Consider the following 25,400-nt stretch of genomic DNA (forward strand, 5'->3'; position numbering starts at 1 on the left):
ATGAAGAAAGGATGAGCGTGATTGCTGGCATGAAGAATTTATTTCTCAGAAAAAGACCTGCCAAGAGCCAGTCAGGCGATGAATATGAACAGGAGGAAGCGCAGCTGGAGACATCGACGGTTTCGGGAGAAAATACATACAACAATGAAGACGATCACCCGACGAGTGAACCTCCGTTACCTGAAAGTGAAATCGCTTCAGATGAAGTGGCTGCAGCTGCTGTCACTACCATTGATGAACCCCAGAAGAAGATCAAACCGAAGAAGGATATATTGCCTCCATATGATGGACCTGTACTGGAGGTGCGTAACGTGCATCGCAGTTTCCAGACAGGCAGTCGTATCATCCATGTGCTCAAAGGCATTGATATGGAAGTGAATCCGCAACAACTGGTCATGCTGAAGGGGCGATCAGGCTCAGGCAAAACAACGCTGCTGAATATGCTCGGTGGATTGGATCAGCCTTCAAGTGGAGACATTCTGTTCTCCGGCCAGCCTCTTCAGGATTGGGGAGACCGGCGGCGGACCACTTTGCGGCGCAAAGAGATCGGTTTTATTTTTCAGGCGTATGCACTCATGCCCTTATTGTCTGCTTGGGAAAATGTAGAACTGTCGCTGCGAATGGCGGATGTTCCGCGAGCGGAGTGGAAGGACAGGGTTGGTCACTGTCTGGACCTGGTTGGACTATCCAAACGGGTGAAGCACCGACCTTTCGAGATGTCCGGGGGAGAGCAGCAGCGGGTAGCTATAGCCAAGGCAATTGCCCACAGACCCAGATTGTTGCTTGCGGATGAGCCTACAGCGGAACTGGATTCCAAGATGGGCGCTCAGGTCATGGCCGTATTCCGCAATATTATTGAAGTAGAACAAGTAACGATATGTATGACTACACACGATCCTACAATTTTGGAGGTTGCGGACCATGTTTATGAAATGGCGGACGGCAGATTTATCAAGTAAAGGGGCCGCTCCGAAGAGGGGGAAACGCGCAGCATTTATTGTACTTGGTGCGATAATGGTTGCAACGATGTCTGGCTGCTCATTGCTGCCGTCAGAAACAGAGGAAGAAGTGCTTCCGCCAATTACACCACCAACGATCTCCAAGAAACCGGAATATGAAGTCCGGACTGAAACGCTGGAGAAAAGAGTAAGTGGAAGTGGCAAGATGATGAGTCAGCGAGAAGAGAAGGTGTACTTCACGCTTGATGGCATGCATGTCAAAGAGTTAAATGTTAAACCAGGAGATAAAGTGAAAAAGGGTCAACTTCTAGCCGTGCTCGATGTGGAAAGTGTGGAGAAGGAGATCCGTGGCAAGAAACTGGCTATTCGCAAATCCGAAGTTCAAATGAAGGAAACACTCCGCAAAAAAGATGAGATGGACCCGGTAGAGTTCGAAGAGGCAACGATTGCGTTTGAAGAACTACGCCAGGAACTCGCCGATCTGGAAGCGCAACTGGGCAAAGCTACGTTGACTGCTCCGTTCGGTGGTACCGTAATTGCTGTGCAGGTTGAGAAGGGCGCAGCCGTGAAAGCGTATGACCCGATTGCTACGATTGCGGATACATCGAATCTGGTTGTGGCAGCTACCTTTGCCAAGGAAGATCTGGAGAAGTTCTCAGCCGGTATGAAGGCAGAAGTGGACATCAATGGAGCAGGTAGAGTCGCTGGCAAAATTAAAGTCATGCCTCTGGCTGAAGCATCGGGAAGCGGCAGTGGCGAAGGAACGGGGGAAGGCGGGACGCCTCCAACGAAGGAAACCCTGGATAAGTATGTTATCGTTACACTTGCAAAAATGCCAAAAGGCGTGGAACGTGGCACACCTCTATCGGTCTCTATTGTGACGCAGCGTACCGAGAACGCGATTGTGATTCCTGTATCCGCTTTACGCTCCATCGGTTCAAGAACGTATGTACAAGTCGTGGAGAGTGATGGCAGCAAGCGTGAAGTGGACGTTGAAGTGGGCCAGCAGACATCGACAGATGTTGAGATTCTGAAAGGTCTGACCGTAGGCGAGAAAGTAGTGGGACGCTAATGGGGCTGCCATTGCTTCGACTGCTGTTCCGCAAAATGTGGAACACGCGCTGGATGACCTTCAGCACACTGATCGGATTAATTGTGGCGGTTGCGTTCACCGTCAGTATCCCCATGTATGCCGATGGTGCGTTGAAACGAGTCGTCGCGCAAACGCTGCAGGATAACAGTGAAGGATTGCCAGCCGGTTCGTTGCTCATGAGTTATCAGGCACCTGGTGGTGTGAAGACAGACACAAGGGGTCTGGATGAAGTAGATCGTTATATTCGTGAGGATGTTCCTCGCGAGATCGGTTTCCCATTCCATACGTATGTGAATGCCAGATCCATTCGCAGCACCGAGGTGAGTCCAGAGGATCCAACCAAAGTGGACGCCAGCCGGGTGCGCAGTATGAGTATGGGCACGATGAGTGGACTGGATGCACAGGTGAATTACTCTGCCGGAGTGAAACCTGGCAATCAGGTCAAGGACGATATTATCGAGGCGGTCATGTTGGAAGAAGGCATGTACCGTAACGATCTGCATATCGGTGATATTCTGGAATATCCGGTATACAGCGGTCTTGATATAACGTTGCGTGTGAAGATTACGGGATCCTTCAAGGCAGATGATCCAAACAGTCCTTACTGGGTACAGGGATTTGACGGCATGATGAATGGACTTTATGTGGATGAATCGGTTTTTAATGATGTTTTACTGAAAGAAAAAGGCATTCCACTTCAAAACTCACGTTGGTACTATGCCTTCGATCTGAAGGAAATTCAAACCAGTCAGTTATCAGGTCTGACTTCCATGCTGGAAAGGCTGGATATCGACCTGTATCAGCGGCTGAAAGATACAAAAGTGGACATTACCTTCGGTGATCTGCTCAAGCAGTTCCGCAGTCAGAGTCTGCAATTGCAGACCATGTTGTTTACCTTGGCAGCACCGATGATTGCGATGGTCTTTTATTTTATTGCAATGAACGCGAGACAGTCATTACAGAAGCAAGAGAGTGATATTGCGGTATTGCGCAGCCGTGGAGCTTCCGCTCGGCAGATCTTCTCTCTCTACCTGCTTGAAGGTATATTTTTGGGCGCTATAGCGCTAATTATCGGGCCGTTGCTCGGTTATTTTATGGCCAAGAGTATTGGTTCAGCGAGTGGATTTCTATCCTTTGTTGATCGAAAGTCGATTCCGATTGGCGTATCCAAAGAAGCCATTCTTTTAGGTGTAGCAGCAGTGCTTGTTGCCATTATTGCCTCCCTGATCCCTGCGATAACCTATGCACGGGCAACCATTGTATCAGCCAAACGGCGGCAAGCACGTACAGACCGTGCTCCAGTATGGCAACGCTGGTTCCTGGATGTTGTGTTACTGGGTCTGGCTGGATATGGATACTACCTGTTCTATGAACGCCAGATGTTGACCTTCCAGACGGGAATGACAACCGATCAGTTACAGGTACAGCCGTTTCTGTTCTTTGTACCCGCACTTGCGATCTTTGCGCTCGGACTATTCTTCCTGCGCTTGTTCCCGTGGATATTGAAGCTGATTCAGCTGATTGGTCGCAAGTTGCTCCCGGTCCCGTTGTATCTGACATTAACACAGCTATCGCGTTCATCTTCGTCTTATTATCCGCTGATGATCCTCCTTGTACTGACATTGGGACTTGGGGTGTACAACTCGGCTGCGGCTCGGACTATTGATCTGAATTCCACTGAGCGCACCTTGTACCGTTATGGTTCTGATGTGATTATGCAGACGGTATGGGAAGGAACACCTGAGGTTAAACCCGGCGGTTCCGGGCAGAATGGCGGGACGGGTGGAGGTCAACAAGGCGGCGGTGGTACTGGTGGTGGCGCGCCCGGCGGAGGGAATGGCGGTGGAGGTGCTCCAGGTGGCGGTGGATCTTCGCAGCCATCCAAAGTCATATACTCCGAACCTCCATTCGAAGTGTTCCGCAGATTAGATGGGGTAGAACATGCAGCAAGAGTACTGCAGACCAAAGGCAATATTATCGTCTCTGGTAAATCGGGCGGGCAGGGGATGCTGGTCGGGATTGATAATGTGGATTTCGCTCAAGTGGCTTGGTTCCGCAACGATCTGTTCCCGGCACATCCCTACAAGTACCTTGACTTGCTCGGCAAATATGAAGGGGCTGTATTGATCTCTTCCAAATTTGCTGACAAATTCAAGCTGAAAACCGGAGACCTCGTCTCCATGGGTATACAGGGACAGGCGATTGAATTCGTAGTCTTCGGGATCATTCCTTACTGGCCATCCCAGTATCCGGATCAGATGCCATTCTTCGTGGCTAATCTGGATTATATCTATGATCAGGTGCCTCTAATTCCTTATGAAGTATGGCTGAAAATGGAACCGGATGCCAAAGTGGCTCCATTAATGGAGAAACTTGCAGCAGAAGGGATTGAGTTATCTTCTGTGCGTGACGTACGCACCGAATTGGTATCTCAGGGTAAACACCCATCACGAGGTGGCGTATTCGGAATTCTGAGCCTTGGTTTCCTGGTATCGGTGATTATCTCGTTGATTGGATACGTGCTGTACTGGTTCTTCAACCTGTCCGGACGTGTTGTGCAGTTCGGTGTATTACGTGCCATGGGATTGTCTCGTGCACAACTGAGCGGCATGCTGCTGCTGGAGCAGGTTTTCACAGCGGGGCTATCGATCCTGTTAGGTATTGGTATCGGTCAGGTATCCAGTCGCTTATTCCTGCCATTCCTGCAAACGACGGATAATGTATCTGCTCAGGTACCTCCGTTCCGGATTGTCTTTGAGCAGCAGGATATGTTGCAACTGTATGGGGTTACTGTGGTGATGCTGGTCATTGGTGCAACGATGTTGCTCTGGCAGATTCGCAGACTGCGTGTTCACCAGGCGGTCAAAATGGGAGAGGAGAGGTAAACGTGATCCAATGCGAAGGACTTGTCAAAATTTTTAAATCCAGCGATGTGGAAGTCGTTGCCCTTCAGGGTCTCAACCTGACTGTCAATCAAGGTGAAATGATGGCCATCATTGGTAACAGCGGTAGCGGTAAATCCACACTGCTGAATATTCTGGGTGGACTTGATCGTCCTACGGCGGGTACGGCTGTTGTGGGAGACTGGGATTTGTTGAAGATGACAGATGCCCAATTGGTTGAATACAAACGTCATACGGTAGGTTTTATCTGGCAAAATAACGGTCGCAACTTGCTGCCTTATCTCACTGCATTGGAAAATGTGGAGACGCCCATGATTCTGGGAGGCAAGCGTGATCGTGCTTACGCGAAACAATTGCTCGAATGGGTAGGGCTTAAGGATCGGATGAATAACAAATTGCATCAATTGTCAGGAGGAGAGCAGCAACGGGTAGCGATTGCGATCTCCTTATCCAATCGTCCCAAAATTCTGCTTGCAGACGAACCAACGGGTTCGGTCGATTCCGAGACATGTGATACAATCATGGGCATTTTCCGAAGAATGAACAAGGAACTCGGCGTTACGATTGTCATCGTTACCCATGACTTGACGCTAGCTGGCAAGGTAGACCGGATCGTTGCGATCCGGGACGGCTTGACCAGTACCGAGTTTGTGAAGCGCAACCCGAATTTGGACGATGAGCATAACTTGTCCGAAACGGGGATGCCGGATATTCATGAAGCATTCGTCATTATTGACCGTGCAGGGCGGCTTCAGGTGCCAAAAGAGTATCTGGAGGCCTTATCCATTGATAACCGGGCTACATTGGAATTTGACGGCGAACGTATTGTCATTACACCGCCAAGATAATTAATGAGGGGGAATTGGGAGATGAAGAACAGGTTGTGGGGAAAACGTGTGCTGGCTGTCATGGCTACTGCGACGCTTGCATTGCCGCTGATTGCAGGATGTACGGCAAGTGAGGCCAAGGATACAGAGCAACGTGTATTACGTGTGGCTACTATGTGGGGAGGACAAGACGACAGTTATTTCCGTCAACAATTTACCGATGCTTTTGAGTTGACCCATCCCAATGTAACCATTGAGATTGTAGCTGCCGTTGATCAGAGCAGCATGTATGGGTATGGCAACACCGAAGAACAGCAGGAAGTTCCGGATACGATGGAAAGTCTGAAGAAGATAATGACTGGAGATAATCCGGTTGACGTCATCGTGGCAGATACCTCTACAGTCAAATCATTAATTCAGGAAAATCTGGTGAAACAGCTCGATCCATTAATGCAAGAAGACAAGTTTGATACGACAGACATTGTTCCTAGTGTGCTGGAGGGTATCAAAGATCTGGGGGATCAGAGCATTTATGCATTGACACCAACGTTCTCCTCTTCCGCTTTGTTCTATAACAAGGGCATGTTTGAAAAAGCAGGCGTGGAACCGCCAACGGACAATATGACTTGGGACGATATCTTCAATCTGGGTACCCGACTTACAAAAGGCGAGGGTAAAGATCACGTATTTGGTTTCGCCTTCACGACATATCAGGGTGGTTCGCCGTACTACTCCATGCAGCAGTACTATAGCTCGTTGCAGTTGAAGACATTTGACGACAAAGCAGAGAAGATGACCGTAGATTCCCCACAATGGGAAAAAGTATGGAGCACCATCAGCAAACTTGCAATTGACAAAGTGATTCCTAAAGGCGACGAACCGCAGGATCAGAATACGAGTGGACGTTATGATCCGGTTCAGGGTGATCTCTTCCTGAGTGGCAAGACAGCCATGGCTATCGGCGATTACAGCTATATTAATCAATTGATTGATGCGAATAAAAACGCAGATAAAATGAAAGATTTTACAAAGGTAGATTGGGATGTAGTTACACCTCCGGTTCACCCGGAAGCTCCTGAAATCGGAGGAAGCATCTATCTAAGCAACCTGATGGCGATCAACAGTGCCGCTCAGAACCCGGATGACGCGTGGGAATTGATCAAATATATGAACAGTGAAGATTGGGCCAAGATCAAAGCGCGCAGCAGCTATGAGATGGTATCCCGGAAGAGTTTCATTAAACCTAAAGACGGGCTGGATTACAACATTCAAGCCTTCTATTCTCTGAAGCCTGTTCCGCCAACGAATACCAATCTGGATAAACTGTATCAAAAATCCCCGGGCTTATGGCAAGTAAATGAAAAAGGAATGGAATATTTCAATCAGGTACTTGAGAACAAAAAGACACCAAAAGAAGCACTTGGTGAGTGGGCAGCTAAAGGAAACGAGATGCTGCAGAAATTGAAAAAGGATCCTAAAGCCACGTTTCAATGAGAAATGAGAGTTGATTTAATAGCATAATTTAAGGATAGCCGCTGAAGATTTTATCTTTGGCGGCTATTTTTATGAAAATGGGGTATTCTACAAAAAGCAGGAATATAATGACGACTCCGGAAAGGACGAGCGGTATGCACTGGGTATATTTCAGCAAGTTGTATGCAACCAAATTTCAGGCAGGATGTCTGGCCAAGCGTATGGAACAGGATGGATGGATATATGGTCATAATGAACCGGCGGAAGTGGAAGTTTATCGTTCACGCAAGGGTCGTTACGGTGTGCGATTTATTCCCTGACATTACCCCTTGACTTATATTGTAACAATAGTGTATATTAATTAAGTCGCTGTTTTAATATTTCTTACTGACGCGGGGTGGAGCAGCCCGGTAGCTCGTCGGGCTCATAACCCGAAGGCCGCAGGTTCAAATCCTGCCCCCGCAATTTAGTTTCACTTGGATGATTTACAGCCATCATCTGCACGTTATACATTATGTCTAGGGCCCTTAGCTCAGTTGGTTAGAGCGGTCGGCTCATAACCGATTGGTCACAGGTTCGAGTCCTGTAGGGCCCATACTCTTGAAACCCTTGCCTAGCAAGGGTTTTTTTCTGTCTGCAGTCAGCTGCTAGAGCAAATGCGTAACTTTGTTGTTGGTATCTTTCTAATATGCCCTTTTTTGTTAAAGTCAATGTATGTCCATGCCACATCTCAAATCTCGCATATACTACCTTATCCCAACCAATAGGAGGTAGATTTCATGAGTCAATTTCTTGATGCAAGAACATCTCAGAATGCGAGTTTGGCTAACTCTATCGCAATACCAATCCTGGTTATTAATACACCACAATTGTTTGGTCAGATTGGTCTGCAAACAGCAGGAGCAGGGGCAAACCCACGGGTACAATTTACAGGAACAGTATCTGTGCAACTGCCATTGGCACTCGTAGGTATAACGATTACGATTGTCAGAGGGACTTTGGCAACAGACCCTGTCATTTATTCGGCAACTTCTACGTTCAGCTTGAGTGTTCTGGCACCTCAGGTTATTACGTTCTCCGCGAGTGACTTCGATCCGCCAGTAACCCCTCAATTGACGTACACGGCATTTATCAGCTCCAACTTGCTTGGTACGATCCGTGTAGGACCTGAAAACTTTGAGGGAGCTTTGTATTCGGACTAATGTTACCATCCTTGCTTTAAAAATAAATCAATAGTCTTCTTAATGAAAAGACTCACAGACCTGCCCTCAAAAGCAGGTTTTTTTCGTGTTTAAGAGGGGAAACTGATCTTCATCGAGTAGGCAGGGTTCTATGATATAATGCTTGTACAGAGATTGATTGGCATTGGAAATAAAGTAGTGTCTAGAACATCCGAGAATCTTATGAAATTAGTGATAGAAAGCAGGTTTCCATTTTAATGACGTCAAATGAAAGTCAACGTTTTCGTTACAGTGAAGCTCCGGTCTGGGATTGGCAGAGAGCCTATTATGAACAGAAGGGCTTGCAAGCTTGGACAGAGAATCAAGTCCCACAATATATTACCAGTAATCCGATGATTGCCACGGCGTATGCAGAGATGATTTTTGGATTTCTTCAGGATCTCGCGAACAAGGGACAGATCACCGAGACCGTCACCATTCTGGAACTTGGGGCAGGAGTCGGGCGTTTGGCGCATCAAATTCTCCTGAAGCTGCTGGAACTCAAACAATTTGCGGGAATACAGTTACCACCTTTCAGATATGTAATGACCGATCTTGTAGCGGAGAATGTGCTCGGTTGGCAAGAGCATCCATCCATGCAATCCTTTATTCAACAAGGCATAGTGGATTTTGCACGTTTTGACGCTGTAAAGGATACAGAATTAAATCTGGTCGTCGCAGGCACGGTTATACGGCCCGGTGATCTGAAACAACCGTTGTTGCTGATTGCCAATTACTTTTTTGACAGCATTCCGCAGGAACTAATCTATATTGGGTCTGGCGAGATATATGAGTGTGATCTGCTCGTTCAGTCTCCTGATCGTCGTCATGATCTGGATCCCGCTGAGATGTTGAAGAACATGACACTCAGTTATGAGTATCGCCGGGCGCCTGAATACAGTGCAGATAACTATCCATACAAGAGCCTTATCACATTGTACAAAGAGGAGCTGGAGGACTCACACATCCTTTTTCCCGCAATTGGCTTGTCCTGTCTTAAACGGTTAAACAAGCTGTCGCAGTCAGGTTATGTGTTGATTACTGCTGATAAAGGGGATCATCGTCTGGATAACTGGAAGTTCGCAGAACCACCTGAATTCGTTCTTCATGGAAGTTTTTCTTTGACAGCCAACTACCATGCGATTCAATATGTTTTGGAACAACAGGGAGCACATACTCGATTCACAACACATCATTATAAAGATCTGAATGTCGGGTGCATGTTGATGGTGGATGAACCAATCAGTTTCGTGAACACACGTCTGGCCTATCATCGATTTGTGGAACGTTTCGGACCGGATGACTTTTTTAGCATGAAACAATGGGTAGACTCTCAAATAGAGACTATGGAGTTGAAGCATATATTGCCGTTCTGGCGTCTGGGTGGATATGACGCTGAGTTCTTAATCCATAGTGCGACGCATATCTCCAGTCTTCTTCCTGATGCAAGTGATGAGGAAATGCTCGATATTCAGTCTGGTATTCATACGATGTGGTCGTCCTATTATGTGATGGAACAGCAAGGGGGGCTTGCATTTCTGGCAGGGCAGCTATTATATGAAATGTATATGTATGAGGATGCGAAACGGTTTCTGGAGATATCATTGGTTGCAGACCCAAGTAACCATAATCCAGCCGTCTTGTACGACTTGGCCGTGTGCTGTTATGAACTTGAACTGGAAGAAGAAACACTTTCCTATACCCATCAAGTGCTCGCTCTGGAACCGGAACATGAAGAGGCGGCAGCGTTGCTCCAGAGTTTTGAGTTGATCTGAGGTAAAAAATTGTAGTCTTGTCTCCTATATGTATGTAGGATGTAATTGGTAATGATGATATAGAATTGAAACCTTTAATTGAACTTCAGCGTATTACTGGGATATTCAACCAAACATTTCTATAGTACATAAAGGAGACAAAGACATGAAAAAAGCCTTATCCGTTGCATTATATCCACTTGCTTGGGTGCTGGGGGCACTAAGTGTTTTATCTGGAAATGCTAACAGTGTCGCAGACAGTGCCTTGTTGGCTAAGGATATCGCTACAGATCGAAGCTATGACGGACAGGTTATCTATGATAATATTGAACGTAGAAATGCCTAACTACATACCCTTGAACTGTAAAGGTAATTGATTTATCGAACAATAACATGAGAACCAATTACTCTTGAAGCAAATACGATGCGCATGAATACTGCTCGTACAACCTTTAAGCCGGTTTCGTACCTTATTCAGGTATGAACCGGTTTTTATTATTGAACGGGGGATACCGAATGAAGATTATCATTGGACAACCCAGGCTGGAACAACATCTGCTGCAGCTTGAAGCCGAACTTAAGCAACACCCAGATGCGGATATAATATTCTATCCTGAAGGTTATCTAAACCAGAATGTCGAAGACGCTTGCCGCTTGGCGGCTGAATACGGAACCATGATTGTATCAGGTCATCGCAGGTTGCAAGAACGTCCGAAGGACCGATCGATCATCATCAGTAAAGCTGGAGAGATTGTATTGGAGAAAGCTAAATATACACCTGCTGAGACGATCGTGGAACAGGGGTGGAAAATAAGCACGTTGTTGTGTGATGAGCTTGTCCTGCAAGGATTTTGCAATGAGAGTATAGGAAATGTGGATATTGTGATGCATTCCATTGGTGTGGGGATGTTCAGTGAAGAGCAGTACAGTGAGTGGGTTGAAGAGGCGAGTAAGATCGCCATGCAGCAGCATTGTCTTGTCATGGGGACAAGCCATGCGGATGGTTCCTACCGCGACAGCGAGATCTCCATTCCAATTTCCTATTGTATAACACCTGATGGCGAGGTTGTTCTGGCATCCCGAAGTGATACACGTACTCGTACAATCCTTCTAGACAGAGGAATTACGGAGCCTTCATCTAAGGAATCAGAAGAAAAACAATTGAAAATCTCCATCGCCCCATTCAGTTAAAATAACGGGCATGAATCCAAGATGAATGGGCTGTTGAACTTGCCGATTCGCCCGGTCACTTGCACAGAATACGCATATGTTATGGCATACCTTGAAATTCAAAGGAGGCCAATCAAATGAGTCAAGTTGGATACGGTTATGGTCATGTTGGTGGGTTCGGCGGATGGACTTCCACAAGTGCGATTCTCGTGCTTTTCATCCTGCTCGTAATCATCACAAAATCTTTCTGGCTGTAAGTCACGTATAGTAACGTGCAAACAGTGGCCCCGCTGAGACTTCAGCGGGGCTTTTCCTATAAATAAGAAACAACATATGTCATCCATGACATTTGACAACTGAAAACAATGTGCTTAAAATCACATAAGAGACTATTAACAGAGATAGAAGGGATAGCAATGCCGTTTATTCGCTTTAAAGGATTTACAGGTCCTCAACTAGAGGAAGTTGTACCGCAAATTACAGAGCAGATGGCCCTTATTACTCATATTCCACGGGAGAGAATGAAGGCAGAGCGTCATGATGTACAAGCGCTAACACCTTCTCCGGCTTCTATAGAGATTTTGATGTTTCAACGTGATCAGGAGGTTCATAACCGGATTGCATCGTCGTTGCAGGTTATTCTGGAAGAAGCGTACATGCCGGATGTACATATTTTCTTCAACATATTGTCACCCACCTTGTACTATAAACAAGGCAAGCCGCTGACAGATTATCGATTGGATTGAGATTGTATGGGACGAGCAGAGGTTGCTCGTCTTTTTGATTTACATATTTTTCGTATGTTTAGCAATGGGCTGGCTCCTGTGAACCGTGCTGAGTAATAATGAGCATATTGCAGACGCGAGAAATAAGACTCCACCAATGAGGTACACCCATTGAACGCCCAGTTGATCAGCGGCTAGACCAAAGATGACTATGGACACACTCGTAACCGTGGAGATCAGGACGCCATGTGTGGCGTATACCTTGGTTAGAGATAGGGCAGGTACACTGTTCTGAAGCGCTGTCTGCTGAGCCAGATTACGAATCTGATGAACTGGACCCATGATAATGCATAACACCAGAGCGAGCCATGGCAGGTTGTTTATACCATAAACGATAGTCAGCAGGCTGAAGAGAAGAGAACCCATGGTCATGCTAGCGATTAGATGCTTCCGAATCCGTTTGGCCAGTGCAAGAGCCAGCATACCTCCAAGCATGGTTCCAGCAGCGTAGCTCGAGTTCATAAGTCCCCACCAGCCTTCTCCTCGTGCCAGAACTTCTTTTGCAAAGGCCAGCGTTATAGCTCCAATCCAGATCGAACTCGCGAGTGCCTGGGCAATATCCATAAGCGTGATCAGTCGTAATGTTGGATTCTTCCGGAGCATACTCCAGCCTTCCCTCCATTCGTGACGCGGTACATCAGATTCCTGGGATTGTTCTATACCGCCTGTGAGCGAGCCAAGGGTAATTAGGAAAATTAGAACGGCCCAGGACAGGCTTGTAGCTGCCCAGAAAGTCTGTGACGCCCCCCAGTTCATCACGGCGAATCCCGTCATGGCGTACCCGACAATGGTTACAGTCTGGTTGGAGAAAGTGAGGAGGCTATTGGCTTTTGCAAGATCTTCCCCCTGAACCAATTGTGGTGTCAAAGCATTTAGTAACAGAGATTCCCATCCATTCAAAAAGGATAGTACGGCCGTGCCGATCAATAGAAGCGGCAGCTGTGAAATTAAGTGGCTCAATGAAATGGCTACACAGGTCATGATGAATGTTTTGGCTATGGAAATGCGGATCAATAGTTTGGAGAATGGGAAATGGTTCACAAGTAATGGCAAAGTGAAACCTGCTGTTATATGTGTAATGATCTGAATTAGTGGAAACATTGCAGCATAGAGTACCGATCCAGTGTGACTGTAAATCAACGTAGTAATGACCATGATATATATGACATTAATAAGCGAGAGCAGCGTTTTGGCGGCCCAATATGGATAAAATGCGATGTTCATGCCAGTGATGTCCTTTCCGAAACGATATATCTATATTACGGGCATTGTCATCATTGCACCACAAACAAAGTTATCATTTTCCCGTCATTTCAGCACAAAAAAAGAAACTGCCCAACAGGGCAGTCATCTTCAATGGTTAACGTTCATGCCATGGTGAGTGTGAAGGCGATAAGTAACATCAGCAGGCTGGTCGTTCTCACCATCGTCATATAAGGCCTGCTGGGTTCGGCCTCACCGCGGAAAATCCAGCCATAGCGCAGATACCAGCCGAATTTTGGGAAACAGAAATTGATGATACAGAGTACCATGAATATAAAAAAGAGGGTTCTCATACCCATCTTCCTTTCTTACTTACATAACAATCTCATCTTAACGTTTACGTCTGGTAAAAAAGACTACGATCAAAATAATAATGATGATGATTAACAGAAATTTCATGCCTGTTCCTCCTGATGATAGTTAGGTTATTGTCGAATGTTAGTTATGAACTATTACCCAACAACCACATGACTTGAATAACTGTGTTACAATTAAAATATATTGTTTTTATATCAACACATACCATCTGGTGAATTGTATCTCCATATAATGTTCGAATGTAGACTATATAAACATTAACGTGTGTGAGATGAAGGAGGAAGGCATGAGCCAAAATAATCAACTCTCATTACAATGGGAATTTATCATCTCGAAAGTGAAATCCTCCGTGACCGTGGTCGATGCAACCTTGCCTGAGTTTCCGCTCATGTATGTAAACGAACACTTTACCCGGCTGACAGGATACACGTATGAAGAGTCTGTCGGACAGAATTGCCGATTCTTGCAAGGGCAGGATACAGACCCTGAAACGGTAATGCAGATTCGTGAGGCATTAAAAGAACAACAGTCCATTAAGATTGATATCTTAAATTATACGAAAAGTGGTCAGAAGTTCTGGAACGAACTGAATATTAATCCGATCTTTAATGAATCCGGTGAGTGTCTATATTTTGTGGGGATTCAATACGATATTTCTGAACGGAAGTATGCCGAACAGCAGTTGAAATTCGCAACGTCGATGGCTGAGATGAATAGCAGAGGGCAATTGGAGTTCATCGGCAAGCTCAATCACGAGCTTCGTACCCCGCTTAACGGTATTATGGGCATGATCGAACTTGCCAGTATGGGTGAAGTTACGGATGAGCAGAGAGAATATCTGGAGCTTGCCCGTCAATCGAGTGAAGCGCTGCTTAACATCGTTAACAATAGCCTGGATATGGCGAAGCTGGGCAGAGGTAAAATGGATGTCGAAAACATTGAATTCCAGCCGTTGAAGCTGATCCAACAGATTGTGAAGACACATGAACCTGCGGCGCAGAATAAAAAAATACGTTTGCTCTGTCATGCTGATCTGAATGTTCCTGATGTACTGATGGGGGATCCGCTAAGACTTCGGCAGGTTCTGGATAACTTGCTGAGTAATGCCATCAAGTTCACAGAACAGGGTGAAGTACAGTTACAGGTGGATGTGAGGCAACAAATGATGGATACCGTGATATTGGTATTCTCTGTGCGTGATACGGGAATTGGCATACCTCAGCATCAGATCGAACAATTGTTTGATGCATTTACCCAGACCGATATCTCCCATGCGCGCCGATTTGGCGGAAGCGGGCTTGGTCTGACCATCTGCAAAGAACTGCTGGAACTGATGAATGGTCAGATCTCGGTGGAGAGTACCGAGGGGAAAGGTACACAGTTTGAGGTGACGCTACCCTTGCTGCGCCAACAGGCCATTCCCAATGTAGGATAACCAAACGAGCAGGACAGCCGGGTGATCTCGGCTGTTTTTTTATTGTATTGAATTGTTTTACGAACGGGCGTTCTGTTATAATGTAAGTGTTGAATGGGGGAGACACAGCATGAGTAAGAGACGCACAAGACGAACACGCAAAGGTAAGCAAGGTTTCAAAAAGCAGGTACTGACACTGGTAGCCATGCTGCTCGTAGCCCTCTATGCCTGGGCTGGGGGAGAATGGCCGGAGGAGATTCCTAATCCATTCGGAGGGACTAATAAGAGTGTAGACCATACCATTACGTTCCCTTCAGAGCGTTATCCCGAAACAGCCAATCATATTAAAGCTGCGATCAAGGCAGGGCATTCGGATGTATGCACCATTGATCGTAACGGAGCTGAAAGCAATCGGGATCTATCACTAAAGGGTGTTCCGGTCAAAAAAGGTAAGGATCGTGACGAGTGGCCCATGGCGATGTGCGCTGAGGGAGGATCAGGTGCAGATATCCAATACATTACCCCAAAGGATAATCGCGGTGCAGGTTCATGGGTAGGGAATCAGTTAAGTACATATCCGGATGGAACACGAGTGAAGTTTGTAGTGAAGTAAGTAGAAGAGAAAAACCAGACGTTCAATCGTCTGGTTTTTCTTTGGTATGAAGTGCTGGCATAAATAAATGTTGTTAACGTAAATATACGAGAACTGATTTCTATGATTACAGAGCTGACTAAACGAGTTGCATACCACTTAAATGATGAGAACGGATGCTTAACAGACGCGTAACATGTTCAACCTCATCAAACGGTATCCACAGACTTCCGTGAACCGTACGTAAGGAGAGAATCGATGTATCAGCGGTACGCTCGGGATATCCGGTTACCGTCTGACCGCTTGTATTACGAACCATGATCTGTTGCTTGCGCCGGATGGCAATTTCTACCTCTTTTTTCATAAGTCATTGCTCCTGATTATGTGATGATAAATCCATATGTCAATGTTTTCAATGGTTAATTTGTCTTCTTTATCTAGTCTATCAGAACTAGGTATAGATTTCCAGAAGAGAAATCAACAATCTCCTAGGTGATTTGTCTTAGCTGTGGATTAGCCGTTTTTGAATGGGGATTACGGGGTTATATTAGGGTAAAAGGAGGGGAACGGAATGACACAATTGATTATTGGGCTGGCCCGTACCGAGAACGAGGCTATAATCATGCTGAATAAAGCTAAAGAGGAAGGGATTAAGGATAAATATTTGGGAGCGGTGGCGAAAGAACAGCTTAATCTGGAGCTAGTGAGCGAGAAGACGGGTCTGCCTAAGCCTTTGAAGGGTGCAGGAACGGATGGTGCCTTTGGCGCGCTAAAAGGTATATTGGCTGGTCTGGGGAAACGGATGGATCAGACGATGTCGATTGGAAAAGCAGTACGCAGACTCGCCGGCAATGAGATTGGGAGTGAAACCGATGATTTGGTGCTTACACTGACTGAAGCGGGGATCTCGGAAGAAGACGCACGGTATTATGAAGATTGGCTGTTAAAGGACCATATCTTGGTTATCGTGGAGTGCAGTGAGGAAGAGGCGGCTCGTGTTCGACCTATTTTACTTTTTTAGTTTAATTTAAGGCTGATTTTAGGTTTCTTTAATGTTGGGGAGGTATTCTTATCTCACACCTCCCTTAATATAGATTGGTTTACCGGAAGTCCGGGACCGCAACTCGGACTTTCTAGGCACTGTGAGCTGATCGCTTGCAGTGCCTGTTTCATTTTTTATAAGTTGAACTAAAGATTATTTACACTGAGACTACGATGACAGAATTACCTTCTAATTGCTGTTATCCCCAGATTTTTTCGATTCCCTTTTCTCAAGGGAAAATCCGGTGATAAAGGCGAACGCTTCGCTTTTTCAAGTTTTTTCTGTCCTCTCCGTTATCGTGTAAATCATTAGTTAAACTTATATAGTTGGATTATTTTATATAAAGGTGTTGCAAAGTTAATTAGTTCATGGTAAGATATTTCTTGTCGCCAAGAAATACATAATCCTGCCGGGGTGGCGGAATTGGCAGACGCACAGGACTTAAAATCCTGCGGTAGGTGACTACCGTACCGGTTCGATCCCGGTCCTCGGCATCACAGCGTTTTTGCCCGCTAACACAGCGTTAAATGAGCGTCAAAATGCGATGGGTCCTGCGTACTTGAAGCGAAGCAATTCGCAGGTACACAGGATTCGCGCAAACACATCGGAGCATCCCACCATTTACATTCGGAAGGGGTGCTTTTTGCATTGGCGCGATTACGCGAAATTAAAAAGAGTTACGGAAGCAAGCGGCCGGGTTGGTCGGAAGTATTGACGGAGTTTCTAGCGCATAAGCGGTTGGATGACGGAGTGGGACCGCAGACATTAACGGATTATACTAACGCGGTTGAGTTGCTATTTAAGCGTTTTCCTAACGCATGGAAGACGGAGGCTGCGTTAAAAAAGGCGTGCCTCGAACATTTCTCCGCAGAGATGGCGCCGGCTACGTTCAACAACCGTCTGGTTTATATCCGCGCATTCCTAAAGTACAGCGTGGCGGAGGGTTATTTATCGATCAATCCGCTTGAGAATATGAAGAAACGGAAAACGGGGAATCGGGCTGTGGCAGTAGAGACGGAGGTTCTGCAGGCGTTACTAGCTGCGCCGGATCAGCGTACGTTCGTCGGCCTCCGCGACTATACATTGATCGTTCTGACGTTGGATACAGGCATTCGGCCGTCGGAGGCGCTGAGCTTGGTACCGCAGGATTTTAAGTTATCATTGAAGGAAGTGCACATACCGGCACAGTTTGCGAAGAATAGAAATGCGCGGACGCTTCCTTTATCGGATATGACTACGAAGTCCATGCGGAAGTTGCTCGGCGTACGGGATGACGAGTGGGGTCCAGAAGTTCCGATATTCTGTTCGTACGAGGGGCGACCGCTCAACCGGCACACCTGGGGAGATCGTATGGAGATATATTGTAAGAAAATCGGCGTACATATTCGTCCGTATGACTTGCGGCATGTTTTCGCTCTGGAGTTCTTACGTAATGGCGCTAACTCATTTGCGGTACAGCAATCACTCGGCCACTCTTCTATGGAGATGACGCGCAGATACGTGGCCCTTGTAAACAACGATTTAAAAGCGGAGCACGCGAAGGCTAGTCCGATCGACCGGTTGCTATCGAAGCCTAAAGCGAAACGCAATACTAAAATAAAACGATAAACACTGACGCACGTCTCTTCGGAGATGTGCGTTATTTTTTTTTTGCGTAAGATGCCCGAGATGATGTCCGGTCGGCATTGATATAGTATAAAGCAAATCGGAGAGGAGACGGAGACGTGGCGAGAGGGAAACGCGTTGAGATCGTTAAGCTAACAGTAGACGGCGTAGAGGTTGACGCGAAGGAGTGTACGAAATGCGGCGAGATTAAGGCGTTGGGGGAATTTGCGATAAATAGACGCGGTAAAGGCGGGAGGTTATCTTGGTGCCTTTTATGCTCTCGGAAGGTTGGGTCGTCACTAAGGAAACGCGGTAACCCTAGTGGGAAACGACGGAAACGTACACGGTGGACGACCCAAACATTCAATGCGCATATAGGCAAGACTACGGGTGGGAAGTATTCGATTATTGGCGACTACCTAACCACTCATATCCCTGTGAAGGTGCGGCACAATGTATGTGGACATGAATGGTTAGTTTTGCCGCACACTATAATCCGTTTTGGAGCCTCATGCCCCATGTGTGCTTCGTCAGGGTATAGAAAAACGCACGCTGCGTTTGTTAGAGAGGTAGAGGGGATTGTGGGGGATAGGTATACAGTATTAAGTGAGTACACATATAGTAGCTCCCATATACTAATGCGACACAATTCCTGCGGTTATTCGTGGTCAATTATACCCAGTAACTTCCTTTCAGGAGGAACGAGGTGCCCCGCATGTGCGGCTAGCAAAGGGGAGGCAAGAGTTGTGAATTACCTAGACAGATGCGAGTACACATTCACCCGCGAGCAGACATTTGACGATTGTCGCAATAAGCGCCCCCTCCGATTCGACTTCGCGGTAACGCTCACGGATCAAGTGATCATTATTGAATACGACGGGGAGCAGCATTCACGTCCGGTAGACTTCGCAGGACGCGGCGCAAAGTGGGCGGAACGTCAATTCCGCAGAGTTCAACGCAACGACGCAATAAAAACGGAATACTGCCGCGTTAACGGCATTCCGCTAATCCGAATAAAACACACGCAGTTCGACGAAATCGAAGCGATTCTCGACCGTGAACTATCCGCATTAGGCGTAACAGGCAAACGCAGTAATACGGATAACAACGATAATACGCAAAAGGAGGACGCAGCATGAACGCGCCGCTACCCAACGATAAGCAATCGCTACTCGACGCACCTGGTGGATTCGAAGTGTATAACCGCGAGCTGGTACGCAAGGTATTCCCGCGCATTATACGTGAGGTTTACGACGTGGCCTACGCAGGTTCCCGCCAACGAAAACCGGAAATACGCGATATCTATTCGTTCTACTTTACGCTGCAATCGTACATCGACGGAAACTATCTCCGCGCAGATGGAACGGTAAACGATCGGTTCGGGGCGTGTTTCATCTCATACGATACGTTGACGGGGACGTTACGGATCGAGCGTAACCGTATCAAGTTTCTCGCGGATATTCTCGAAGCTAACGGGATTATACGGACGGCGACGCGGTGGGAGAGTACGCGCAAATTCAAGTGGTACTTCCCGTCATACTGTCCGCGTGTCTCCGATAATGGTTACGTAGTCGACGAGGATGGGGCGGAAGTGATACCGGATATCAGCGTCTATGCGGCGCGAAGAAAAAGAGGAGGAGGGGAGTAAGTAGGTCTAGGGCCGACTACGGGAGATATGCCCAGGGCCGACTACCGGTAGTATGCCTGAGGCCGACTGTAAAGATAGAAAGGTTTTAAAAGAGAAAGATGTAAAAGAGAAACAAAACATTACCGCTTAGTTGATTTTGCTATCGCAAACTAAACTGCGCGGGACGAATTACATTAGAACATATTTATCCGCGCGGTAAATGATACGGAGCCAAAGGCGACGGCGAGTATGAACGAAGTGAATCGCGAGCATATACGCACTTATAAAAGAAACGGAGGAATCGCGCTATGAGCAACGAAGCCAAACGGTTCGACGATACGCTAATGGCCGAATTAATCTCGGAATGCCTGCGCGAAGACGGCTACGTAGTTAACGAATTTGACGGCAAGTATCACCGGACGTCCTGGGATCGCGCATTCTTCGTAACTTCACCGACTGGACGGAAATACGTATTAAAGTTCAACGAAAATTAATCCGCTAAAGGAGGCGTTATAAATGTCAAACCGCAAACTCACGAAATTTCCCGTCATTGCCGAAGACGGCACGGGGCTTCGCGTTACGATAAAAGAGGACGAAGATTATATCGGATACATCGGATTTTCATCGGTAGTCTGTCGTCTGTATATTCCGCGTAAGCGATTCGGATATCGAAGATTGTACAGCACCCGCTATGTAGACGAGCGCGGATCAGTTTACAACGAGAGCAATCCGGACTATATCGCAATCGCACGTCAAGTATACGAAGACTACCGCACAGAGCTTCACGATCACAGAGTTGCCGCGTTAGAGAGTAGCGCGCAAGCACAACGCAAGTCCGCCGCCATCGACGCATTCCAAGCGTGGGACGGACGCTTATGATACGCCCTAACCGTTTACTCGTCGCAATCCTCATCGTCTACGCCCTTGCTATTACCGTAATAATCGCGTGGATTTACGTCGATTACGCGTCACTCGTCACAAATACACCGGAGGTGTTTCCGCATGTTAAACAACGTTAAAATCACGCAAAATTACGCACTCAAAACGGACGACCGCAACTTTATCGTATTGCAGCGCAAGATCGTCGACCCTACGAAGGCGCCCGGTTACAAAGCGGTTGAAGGATCGGCGCCACCCGAACTCCGCGAACGGTGGGATGAGATCGCATATTATCCGCTAACGTCCGCCGGCCTGACCTCGTTTATTGAACACGTAAGGATGCGCGAAGCTACGGAACACGATGTCGCAAACCTGGCGGAACTTGGCGCAGCATTCCGGGAAACGACGGCGGAGATTATCGCCGCTGTTAACGCTGGCTTATCGCCTGAGTTTAGCGTTGTAAAGACGTGATCTTTACGTCTAAATAGGCGCGTAGAGGTAGGCGGAGGGTATCCGGTAGGGTACGGAGGAGAAGCGTTAATAACACGGTTAAATTACGGGAGGGATCGCTTTATGAAACGAGAAGAAATCATCGCAAAGTGGGACGGAATGTCAGCGCGTGAGAGGGACGCTTGGATTGCGCACGTATTATTCGGATGGACGGGTGCTGACGTCGATACCGCTGACTTTGCGTACGAGGCCGGATTGACAGGCATTGATCAATATCCGAGCTATACGACGGACATGAGCGACGCGTGGATCGTTTGGAAGTCGCTACTTGCGGAAGGGTGCGAGCCACTAATTAACACGACAAGCAGTCGGTCAAGCAACGTAAGAAGCGGTGAGGTTCCGGAAGGTTGGACTCACGTATGTATACACAAGGATGACGTTAATTACCACGTAAGTATTAAAGAAGCGCCAGAAGCGATCGGACTCGCGGCCATCATCGCGAAATTATCAACGGAGGAGTGACGCCATGCTCGCAGATTTCCGCAAAGCATTCGCACCGACGCCGGAAGAGATTAAGCGCGCGGAAGATCTCATCGCGAGAATCGAACGCGAGGAATCCGATTATTTCCGTAGCCTCGGATTCAGCGATACCGACATCGAAATTATCCGCGCAATCGAAGCGGAAGAAACGCGGCACCTCTGCGGATTCCAATCGTATTCAAGTCGGATTGATCTAATTAAGAGCGGAATAGTTACCGTAGATGACGTAAGGAACGATATTAAACGGAGGATTAACGGAAATGAATAACGCACCCACATTCGAAACAATCGACGATATCATCGAATATTATCGGAAACAAAACGGAGGAGATGACGCGAATGAGTAACGTAAACAGGCCGGTAATTCCCGCAGAGGTTGCGGACATTATCGAGGAGATGCGTAAAATTCCGTACTGTAACAATCGCGATATTACCAACGCATACGACGGCGATCCTGGGCGTAGGGAAAAATTACGCGCCATATCGTTTGATACGTTGCTGGCCGCGCTGGTTAACGGGTATGAGCGTGAGCTGTCGGAGGAAGAGAAGCGGGCGGTCAAGCAGCGTGATCTTGCGCAGGACTACAGTCGCTATCGAGACGGAGAAGGGCACTATGAGGAGTATGTTCAAGACTACGCGTTTGCTGATGGCATCAAGCACGCAATTAACATGCTCGGCGTCAAAATCGAAGGAGTGAACGCGTGATGACAACGGAAACTAAACGGGATTTGAACGCGGATCTTGCGCTGTGTGAGTCTGTCCGCGGAGTGTACTACGATGAGGGCGGCGGATACCAAGCGGGCTACCCAGACGAGGACCCGCGCCATTACTTCGAAGAGGCGGACGAAGGGTGGGCGCACGCTATACGCAGGGCGATCGCGGCGGAGGCGGAGGTTGAGCGGCTACGATCCGTACTATATCGATTTGACGACCGTAAACATGCGATGATGCCGCGTTCTCAAATGGCACGGATCGCGAAGGCTGCGCTAGACGCGTCACCGTCCGAGTACGTAGATGTATCGGAGTCACACCGCTGGCTCAAGGCGCTGGTATCCGCGTTAGATGACGGAAGGATTCAGCAAACGCGGCTGTCAAGCGGGACGGACTACGTTATCCTTGGTGCGCGTGAACATGTGCGGAAACTTAATTCGGAGGTGTCCGCCGATGTGGGGCTTTAAGTGGAAGAAGCGCGCACCTAAACCGCCGAAACCAATCTGCTATCACGAGTGGTTCTTGGTAGACGTGCGGATGGTCGACCGTTTTATTCTTAGCGATTCGCCAGAAGTCCGTTATGAAATCGTATGTAAGTCGTGCGAGACGCGTAAAACGCTAGACAAATACGTATACCGGAAGTTTTGCACAGTATTCTACGTAAAAGGAGGACGCGAAGATGCCACGCGCTAAGAAGCCGCCTAAACCGAAGATCACCGCCGACCAACGCAAGGACTGGCGCAAACTTCCGCTCGAGCATTGGAACGTACTTACGCTACAGCAGATGTTCGCCGACTTGAACCGCGACCATTACGGAGTCACCGTTTACATTCCGATGCGCGGATACGGATTTGAACAGGGCGTACTCAAACGTGCACTCACCGATTACGGAGCGGCCGCCCTGCGCGAAGCCATTACGCGAGCCTTCCGCGAATATAAGCCGACGGCGCAGTATCCGCAATTAACGGCGGGATTTATGGTTGCGTTTATGCTCACGCGGATTATGCCGCAGGTGCTGGCGGAACAGGCGAGAGCGGATAAACAGGCGGAGTATTGCGGTAATAATGCGGATAACAACGTATTGACTGACGATGAGATTATCGATTTATTCTGAGGAGGCGCGGAGATATGGGATGGAATAGCGAAAATGTATCGGTGTTGATAGGCAAGACGTTATTAAATATCGAGAATTCGCATGATGACGAAATGGCGTTTATCACAACAGACGGAGATAGGTTCCGTATGTACCACGAGCAAGATTGTTGTGAGTACGTACGCATCGAAGATATTTGCGGCGATCTTAACGATTTAATCGGCGTTCCTATTTTAATGGCGGAAGAGGTGTCCGGATATTCCGGCGAATTCGAATCATGCGAAGGGGACGGAACTTGGACGTTCTATAAATTCGCAACGGTAAAGGGCTACGTAACAATCCGCTGGTACGGAGAATCTAACGGTTACTACTCGGAGTCGGTAGATTTCCACCAGGTATCGTAAAGGAGGAACGCGCATGACTCTACTCGAAGCCGCGCAATCCAGCGCGCAAGGCATCACCGTAATATCAAACGCAGGCCACCGCTACACTCCCGATCAGCTCGCAGTAACGTGGGTTGGCGCTCACTACGCGTCGCTGAATAACGCGGGAATGACGGAGGCCGAACGGAAGGGAGCGTGGAAAAATGACGCACGATCTTAAACTTGTGCAACCGTATTTTGACGCCGTAGTTTCTGGACGAAAAACGTTTGAGGTGCGCAAGTTTGACCGACCTTACGCGGAGGGTGATTACGTACATTTGCAAGAGTATGATCCAGATACAGGAGAGTACAGCGGTCAATCCGTGTTAAGGCAAATTTCGTACGTGCTCGACGAACCTGCGTATGTTCCGGAAGGATGCGTGATATTCGGTATCGTTACGCCGAACTAACGAAAGGAGGAACGCAATTGTCCAACGCTAAAAACTGCATACTCGCGCAGCACTGTTCGCTAGCCGGCGACGTGCAATGTACGAAGCTCTGCGGATCTTACATCGCAACACACGGCTTAAACGGCGCAGGAGGACGTGTAGGCGCGGCAAACCTACCGTCAGGATATCGCGGCTTAACGTTAGCCAATTCGCCAGCACGCGACGACCAGGCGTCGATATACCGCGCACTAGATGCGTATGTAAAGACGTTCACGCGCCAATTCGAAGAGTCACCGGAGGAACCGATCAAATCGCTGTACTTGCATAGCGACGGGCCCGGCACCGGCAAGACTACGACGGCGGCTGCGTTAATCGGCGAATACATCGTACGTCATTATATCGGATCAATCCAGCGCAACAGGCAAGCGTTGGATCGGCCGGCGTATTTCCTCGATGTAAACGCGTGGCAGACGCTCTATACGGAGTTCAACCGACCCAAAGTACCGGACGACATTGCGGAGCCTGCAGCACGCCAATACTACGCGCAAATGCAGCACGCTAAATCCGCCCCGTTTGCGGTGCTTGACGACATCGGAGTGCGCGAAGATACGGAGGGATTCCGAAGCGACTTGCATAGCGTGATTAACTACCGCGTAACTAACGAACTGGTAACGGTGTATACGTCAAACGTCGCGTTAAAAGACCTCGGCACGGTGTTACGCGAGACTACGCCGCGATTGATAGACCGCATACGTGACCGCTGTATCGAACGCGAGTTTGTCGGAAAAAGTCACCGCGGAATAAAAAGAGCGTGAAAACGAAAACGGCAGTAAACGGAAGCATTCCGGAGCCTGTGCATAACTCAGGCCCA

Annotated in this window: 31 protein-coding genes and 3 tRNA genes; 32 read left to right on the forward strand and 2 right to left on the reverse strand. The window is 47.8% G+C overall.

Annotated features, from left to right (window positions below; all coding sequences use genetic code 11):
* The first annotated feature begins 11 nt into the window (after nt 1-11).
* The 14 genes from MKY73_RS08350 to MKY73_RS08415 all read left to right on the forward strand — a co-directional run bounded on the left by MKY73_RS08350 (nt 12) and on the right by MKY73_RS08415 (nt 12,145).
* Nucleotides 12-959 carry an ABC transporter ATP-binding protein gene (locus MKY73_RS08350; RefSeq protein WP_339306779.1) on the forward strand — a complete coding sequence of 316 codons (948 nt, stop codon included), beginning with the start codon at nt 12-14 and terminating at the stop codon, nt 957-959.
* Nucleotides 922-2,031 carry an efflux RND transporter periplasmic adaptor subunit gene (locus tag MKY73_RS08355; protein WP_339306780.1) on the forward strand — a complete coding sequence of 370 codons (1,110 nt, stop codon included), beginning with the start codon at nt 922-924 and terminating at the stop codon, nt 2,029-2,031. The genes MKY73_RS08350 and MKY73_RS08355 overlap by 38 nt, the downstream gene beginning before the upstream one ends.
* Complete coding sequence (locus MKY73_RS08360) at nt 2,031-4,937, forward strand: FtsX-like permease family protein (protein WP_339306783.1); 2,907 nt, start codon at nt 2,031-2,033, stop codon at nt 4,935-4,937. The genes MKY73_RS08355 and MKY73_RS08360 overlap by 1 nt, the downstream gene beginning before the upstream one ends.
* Nucleotides 4,938-4,939: 2 nt before the next feature.
* A complete protein-coding gene (locus tag MKY73_RS08365) occupies nt 4,940-5,803 on the forward strand; it encodes an ABC transporter ATP-binding protein (protein WP_339306785.1) in 864 nt (287 codons plus the stop codon).
* 21 nt (nt 5,804-5,824) lie between these two features.
* On the forward strand, nt 5,825-7,276 hold the full coding sequence (locus tag MKY73_RS08370) for an extracellular solute-binding protein (RefSeq protein ID WP_339306787.1): 1,452 nt from the start codon (nt 5,825-5,827) through the stop codon (nt 7,274-7,276).
* A 107-nt stretch (nt 7,277-7,383) separates the two neighbouring features.
* Nucleotides 7,384-7,575 (forward strand): hypothetical protein, encoded by a 192-nt coding sequence (locus MKY73_RS08375; protein WP_047843730.1) that lies wholly within the window; start codon nt 7,384-7,386, stop codon nt 7,573-7,575.
* 71 nt (nt 7,576-7,646) lie between these two features.
* Nucleotides 7,647-7,720: transfer RNA gene (locus MKY73_RS08380), tRNA-Met, on the forward strand.
* 56 nt (nt 7,721-7,776) lie between these two features.
* A tRNA-Ile gene (locus MKY73_RS08385) sits at nt 7,777-7,850 on the forward strand.
* Between the two features lie 184 nt (nt 7,851-8,034).
* On the forward strand, nt 8,035-8,457 hold the full coding sequence (locus MKY73_RS08390) for a hypothetical protein (RefSeq protein WP_339306789.1): 423 nt from the start codon (nt 8,035-8,037) through the stop codon (nt 8,455-8,457).
* 236 nt (nt 8,458-8,693) lie between these two features.
* Entirely contained in the window at nt 8,694-10,250 is a 1,557-nt protein-coding gene (locus tag MKY73_RS08395; RefSeq protein ID WP_339306790.1) for a tetratricopeptide repeat protein, read from the forward strand.
* A gap of 145 nt (nt 10,251-10,395) precedes the next feature.
* Nucleotides 10,396-10,575, forward strand: a complete 180-nt coding sequence (locus tag MKY73_RS08400; RefSeq protein WP_339306791.1) for a hypothetical protein — start codon at nt 10,396-10,398, stop codon at nt 10,573-10,575.
* Nucleotides 10,576-10,745: 170 nt separating this feature from the next.
* A complete protein-coding gene (locus MKY73_RS08405; protein WP_339306792.1) occupies nt 10,746-11,420 on the forward strand; it encodes a hypothetical protein in 675 nt (224 codons plus the stop codon).
* Nucleotides 11,421-11,536: 116 nt separating this feature from the next.
* Nucleotides 11,537-11,656: a YjcZ family sporulation protein gene (locus MKY73_RS08410; protein ID WP_339306794.1), complete on the forward strand. Its 120-nt coding sequence runs from the start codon at nt 11,537-11,539 to the stop codon at nt 11,654-11,656.
* A gap of 159 nt (nt 11,657-11,815) precedes the next feature.
* Nucleotides 11,816-12,145: a DUF1904 family protein gene (locus MKY73_RS08415; protein WP_339306796.1), complete on the forward strand. Its 330-nt coding sequence runs from the start codon at nt 11,816-11,818 to the stop codon at nt 12,143-12,145.
* 39 nt (nt 12,146-12,184) lie between these two features.
* On the opposite strand, the gene MKY73_RS08420 is transcribed toward MKY73_RS08415, so the two are convergent.
* A complete protein-coding gene (locus MKY73_RS08420; protein WP_339306797.1) occupies nt 12,185-13,408 on the reverse strand; it encodes an MFS transporter in 1,224 nt (407 codons plus the stop codon).
* 643 nt (nt 13,409-14,051) lie between these two features.
* On the opposite strand from MKY73_RS08420, the gene MKY73_RS08425 reads away from it, so the two are divergent.
* Both MKY73_RS08425 and MKY73_RS08430 read left to right on the forward strand, forming a co-directional pair.
* Complete coding sequence (locus tag MKY73_RS08425) at nt 14,052-15,200, forward strand: ATP-binding protein (protein ID WP_339306799.1); 1,149 nt, start codon at nt 14,052-14,054, stop codon at nt 15,198-15,200.
* A gap of 109 nt (nt 15,201-15,309) precedes the next feature.
* Nucleotides 15,310-15,792, forward strand: a complete 483-nt coding sequence (locus MKY73_RS08430; RefSeq protein ID WP_339306801.1) for a NucA/NucB deoxyribonuclease domain-containing protein — start codon at nt 15,310-15,312, stop codon at nt 15,790-15,792.
* 118 nt (nt 15,793-15,910) lie between these two features.
* Here the strand turns inward: MKY73_RS08430 and MKY73_RS08435 are convergent, their stop codons facing one another.
* Nucleotides 15,911-16,135 carry a hypothetical protein gene (locus MKY73_RS08435; protein ID WP_339256381.1) on the reverse strand — a complete coding sequence of 75 codons (225 nt, stop codon included), beginning with the start codon at nt 16,133-16,135 and terminating at the stop codon, nt 15,911-15,913.
* Nucleotides 16,136-16,342: 207 nt separating this feature from the next.
* Here MKY73_RS08435 and MKY73_RS08440 point away from each other — a divergent pair, with 207 nt between their 5' ends.
* The 16 genes from MKY73_RS08440 (at nt 16,343) to MKY73_RS08515 (ending at nt 25,344) form a co-directional block, all read left to right on the forward strand.
* The gene (locus MKY73_RS08440; RefSeq protein WP_339256380.1) at nt 16,343-16,792 is read left to right on the forward strand and encodes a hypothetical protein; all 450 of its coding nucleotides are present in this window, start codon (nt 16,343-16,345) and stop codon (nt 16,790-16,792) included.
* A 429-nt stretch (nt 16,793-17,221) separates the two neighbouring features.
* Nucleotides 17,222-17,307: transfer RNA gene (locus MKY73_RS08445), tRNA-Leu, on the forward strand.
* A gap of 217 nt (nt 17,308-17,524) precedes the next feature.
* The gene (locus tag MKY73_RS08450; protein WP_339306802.1) at nt 17,525-18,421 is read left to right on the forward strand and encodes a tyrosine-type recombinase/integrase; all 897 of its coding nucleotides are present in this window, start codon (nt 17,525-17,527) and stop codon (nt 18,419-18,421) included.
* A 743-nt stretch (nt 18,422-19,164) separates the two neighbouring features.
* On the forward strand, nt 19,165-19,557 hold the full coding sequence (locus tag MKY73_RS08455; RefSeq protein WP_339306804.1) for a DUF2726 domain-containing protein: 393 nt from the start codon (nt 19,165-19,167) through the stop codon (nt 19,555-19,557).
* Nucleotides 19,554-20,066 carry a hypothetical protein gene (locus MKY73_RS08460; RefSeq protein WP_339306806.1) on the forward strand — a complete coding sequence of 171 codons (513 nt, stop codon included), beginning with the start codon at nt 19,554-19,556 and terminating at the stop codon, nt 20,064-20,066. Before MKY73_RS08455 ends, MKY73_RS08460 begins: the two co-directional genes overlap by 4 nt.
* 287 nt (nt 20,067-20,353) lie before the next feature.
* Nucleotides 20,354-20,539 (forward strand): hypothetical protein, encoded by a 186-nt coding sequence (locus MKY73_RS08465; protein ID WP_339306808.1) that lies wholly within the window; start codon nt 20,354-20,356, stop codon nt 20,537-20,539.
* A 22-nt stretch (nt 20,540-20,561) separates the two neighbouring features.
* Nucleotides 20,562-20,924 carry a hypothetical protein gene (locus tag MKY73_RS08470; RefSeq protein ID WP_339306810.1) on the forward strand — a complete coding sequence of 121 codons (363 nt, stop codon included), beginning with the start codon at nt 20,562-20,564 and terminating at the stop codon, nt 20,922-20,924.
* Nucleotides 20,925-21,047: 123 nt separating this feature from the next.
* On the forward strand, nt 21,048-21,395 hold the full coding sequence (locus MKY73_RS08475; RefSeq protein WP_339306812.1) for a hypothetical protein: 348 nt from the start codon (nt 21,048-21,050) through the stop codon (nt 21,393-21,395).
* Nucleotides 21,396-21,497: 102 nt separating this feature from the next.
* Entirely contained in the window at nt 21,498-21,896 is a 399-nt protein-coding gene (locus MKY73_RS08480; RefSeq protein ID WP_339306814.1) for a hypothetical protein, read from the forward strand.
* Between the two features lie 4 nt (nt 21,897-21,900).
* On the forward strand, nt 21,901-22,182 hold the full coding sequence (locus MKY73_RS08485; protein WP_339306816.1) for a hypothetical protein: 282 nt from the start codon (nt 21,901-21,903) through the stop codon (nt 22,180-22,182).
* A 71-nt stretch (nt 22,183-22,253) separates the two neighbouring features.
* Nucleotides 22,254-22,619 (forward strand): hypothetical protein, encoded by a 366-nt coding sequence (locus MKY73_RS08490; RefSeq protein WP_339306818.1) that lies wholly within the window; start codon nt 22,254-22,256, stop codon nt 22,617-22,619.
* Nucleotides 22,619-23,092, forward strand: a complete 474-nt coding sequence (locus MKY73_RS08495) for a hypothetical protein (protein ID WP_339306820.1) — start codon at nt 22,619-22,621, stop codon at nt 23,090-23,092. The genes MKY73_RS08490 and MKY73_RS08495 overlap by 1 nt, the downstream gene beginning before the upstream one ends.
* A gap of 212 nt (nt 23,093-23,304) precedes the next feature.
* Entirely contained in the window at nt 23,305-23,739 is a 435-nt protein-coding gene (locus MKY73_RS08500; RefSeq protein WP_339306821.1) for a hypothetical protein, read from the forward strand.
* Between the two features lie 14 nt (nt 23,740-23,753).
* The gene (locus MKY73_RS08505; RefSeq protein ID WP_339306823.1) at nt 23,754-24,122 is read left to right on the forward strand and encodes a hypothetical protein; all 369 of its coding nucleotides are present in this window, start codon (nt 23,754-23,756) and stop codon (nt 24,120-24,122) included.
* A 182-nt stretch (nt 24,123-24,304) separates the two neighbouring features.
* Nucleotides 24,305-24,550, forward strand: coding sequence for a DUF3850 domain-containing protein (locus MKY73_RS08510; RefSeq protein WP_339306824.1), 246 nt, complete (start codon nt 24,305-24,307; stop codon nt 24,548-24,550).
* Nucleotides 24,551-24,567: 17 nt separating this feature from the next.
* Nucleotides 24,568-25,344, forward strand: a complete 777-nt coding sequence (locus MKY73_RS08515; protein WP_339306826.1) for a DNA replication protein — start codon at nt 24,568-24,570, stop codon at nt 25,342-25,344.
* Nucleotides 25,345-25,400 lie beyond the last annotated feature (56 nt).

The sequence above is a fragment of the Paenibacillus sp. FSL R5-0519 genome, from assembly GCF_037974275.1.
Classification (GTDB): domain Bacteria; phylum Bacillota; class Bacilli; order Paenibacillales; family Paenibacillaceae; genus Paenibacillus.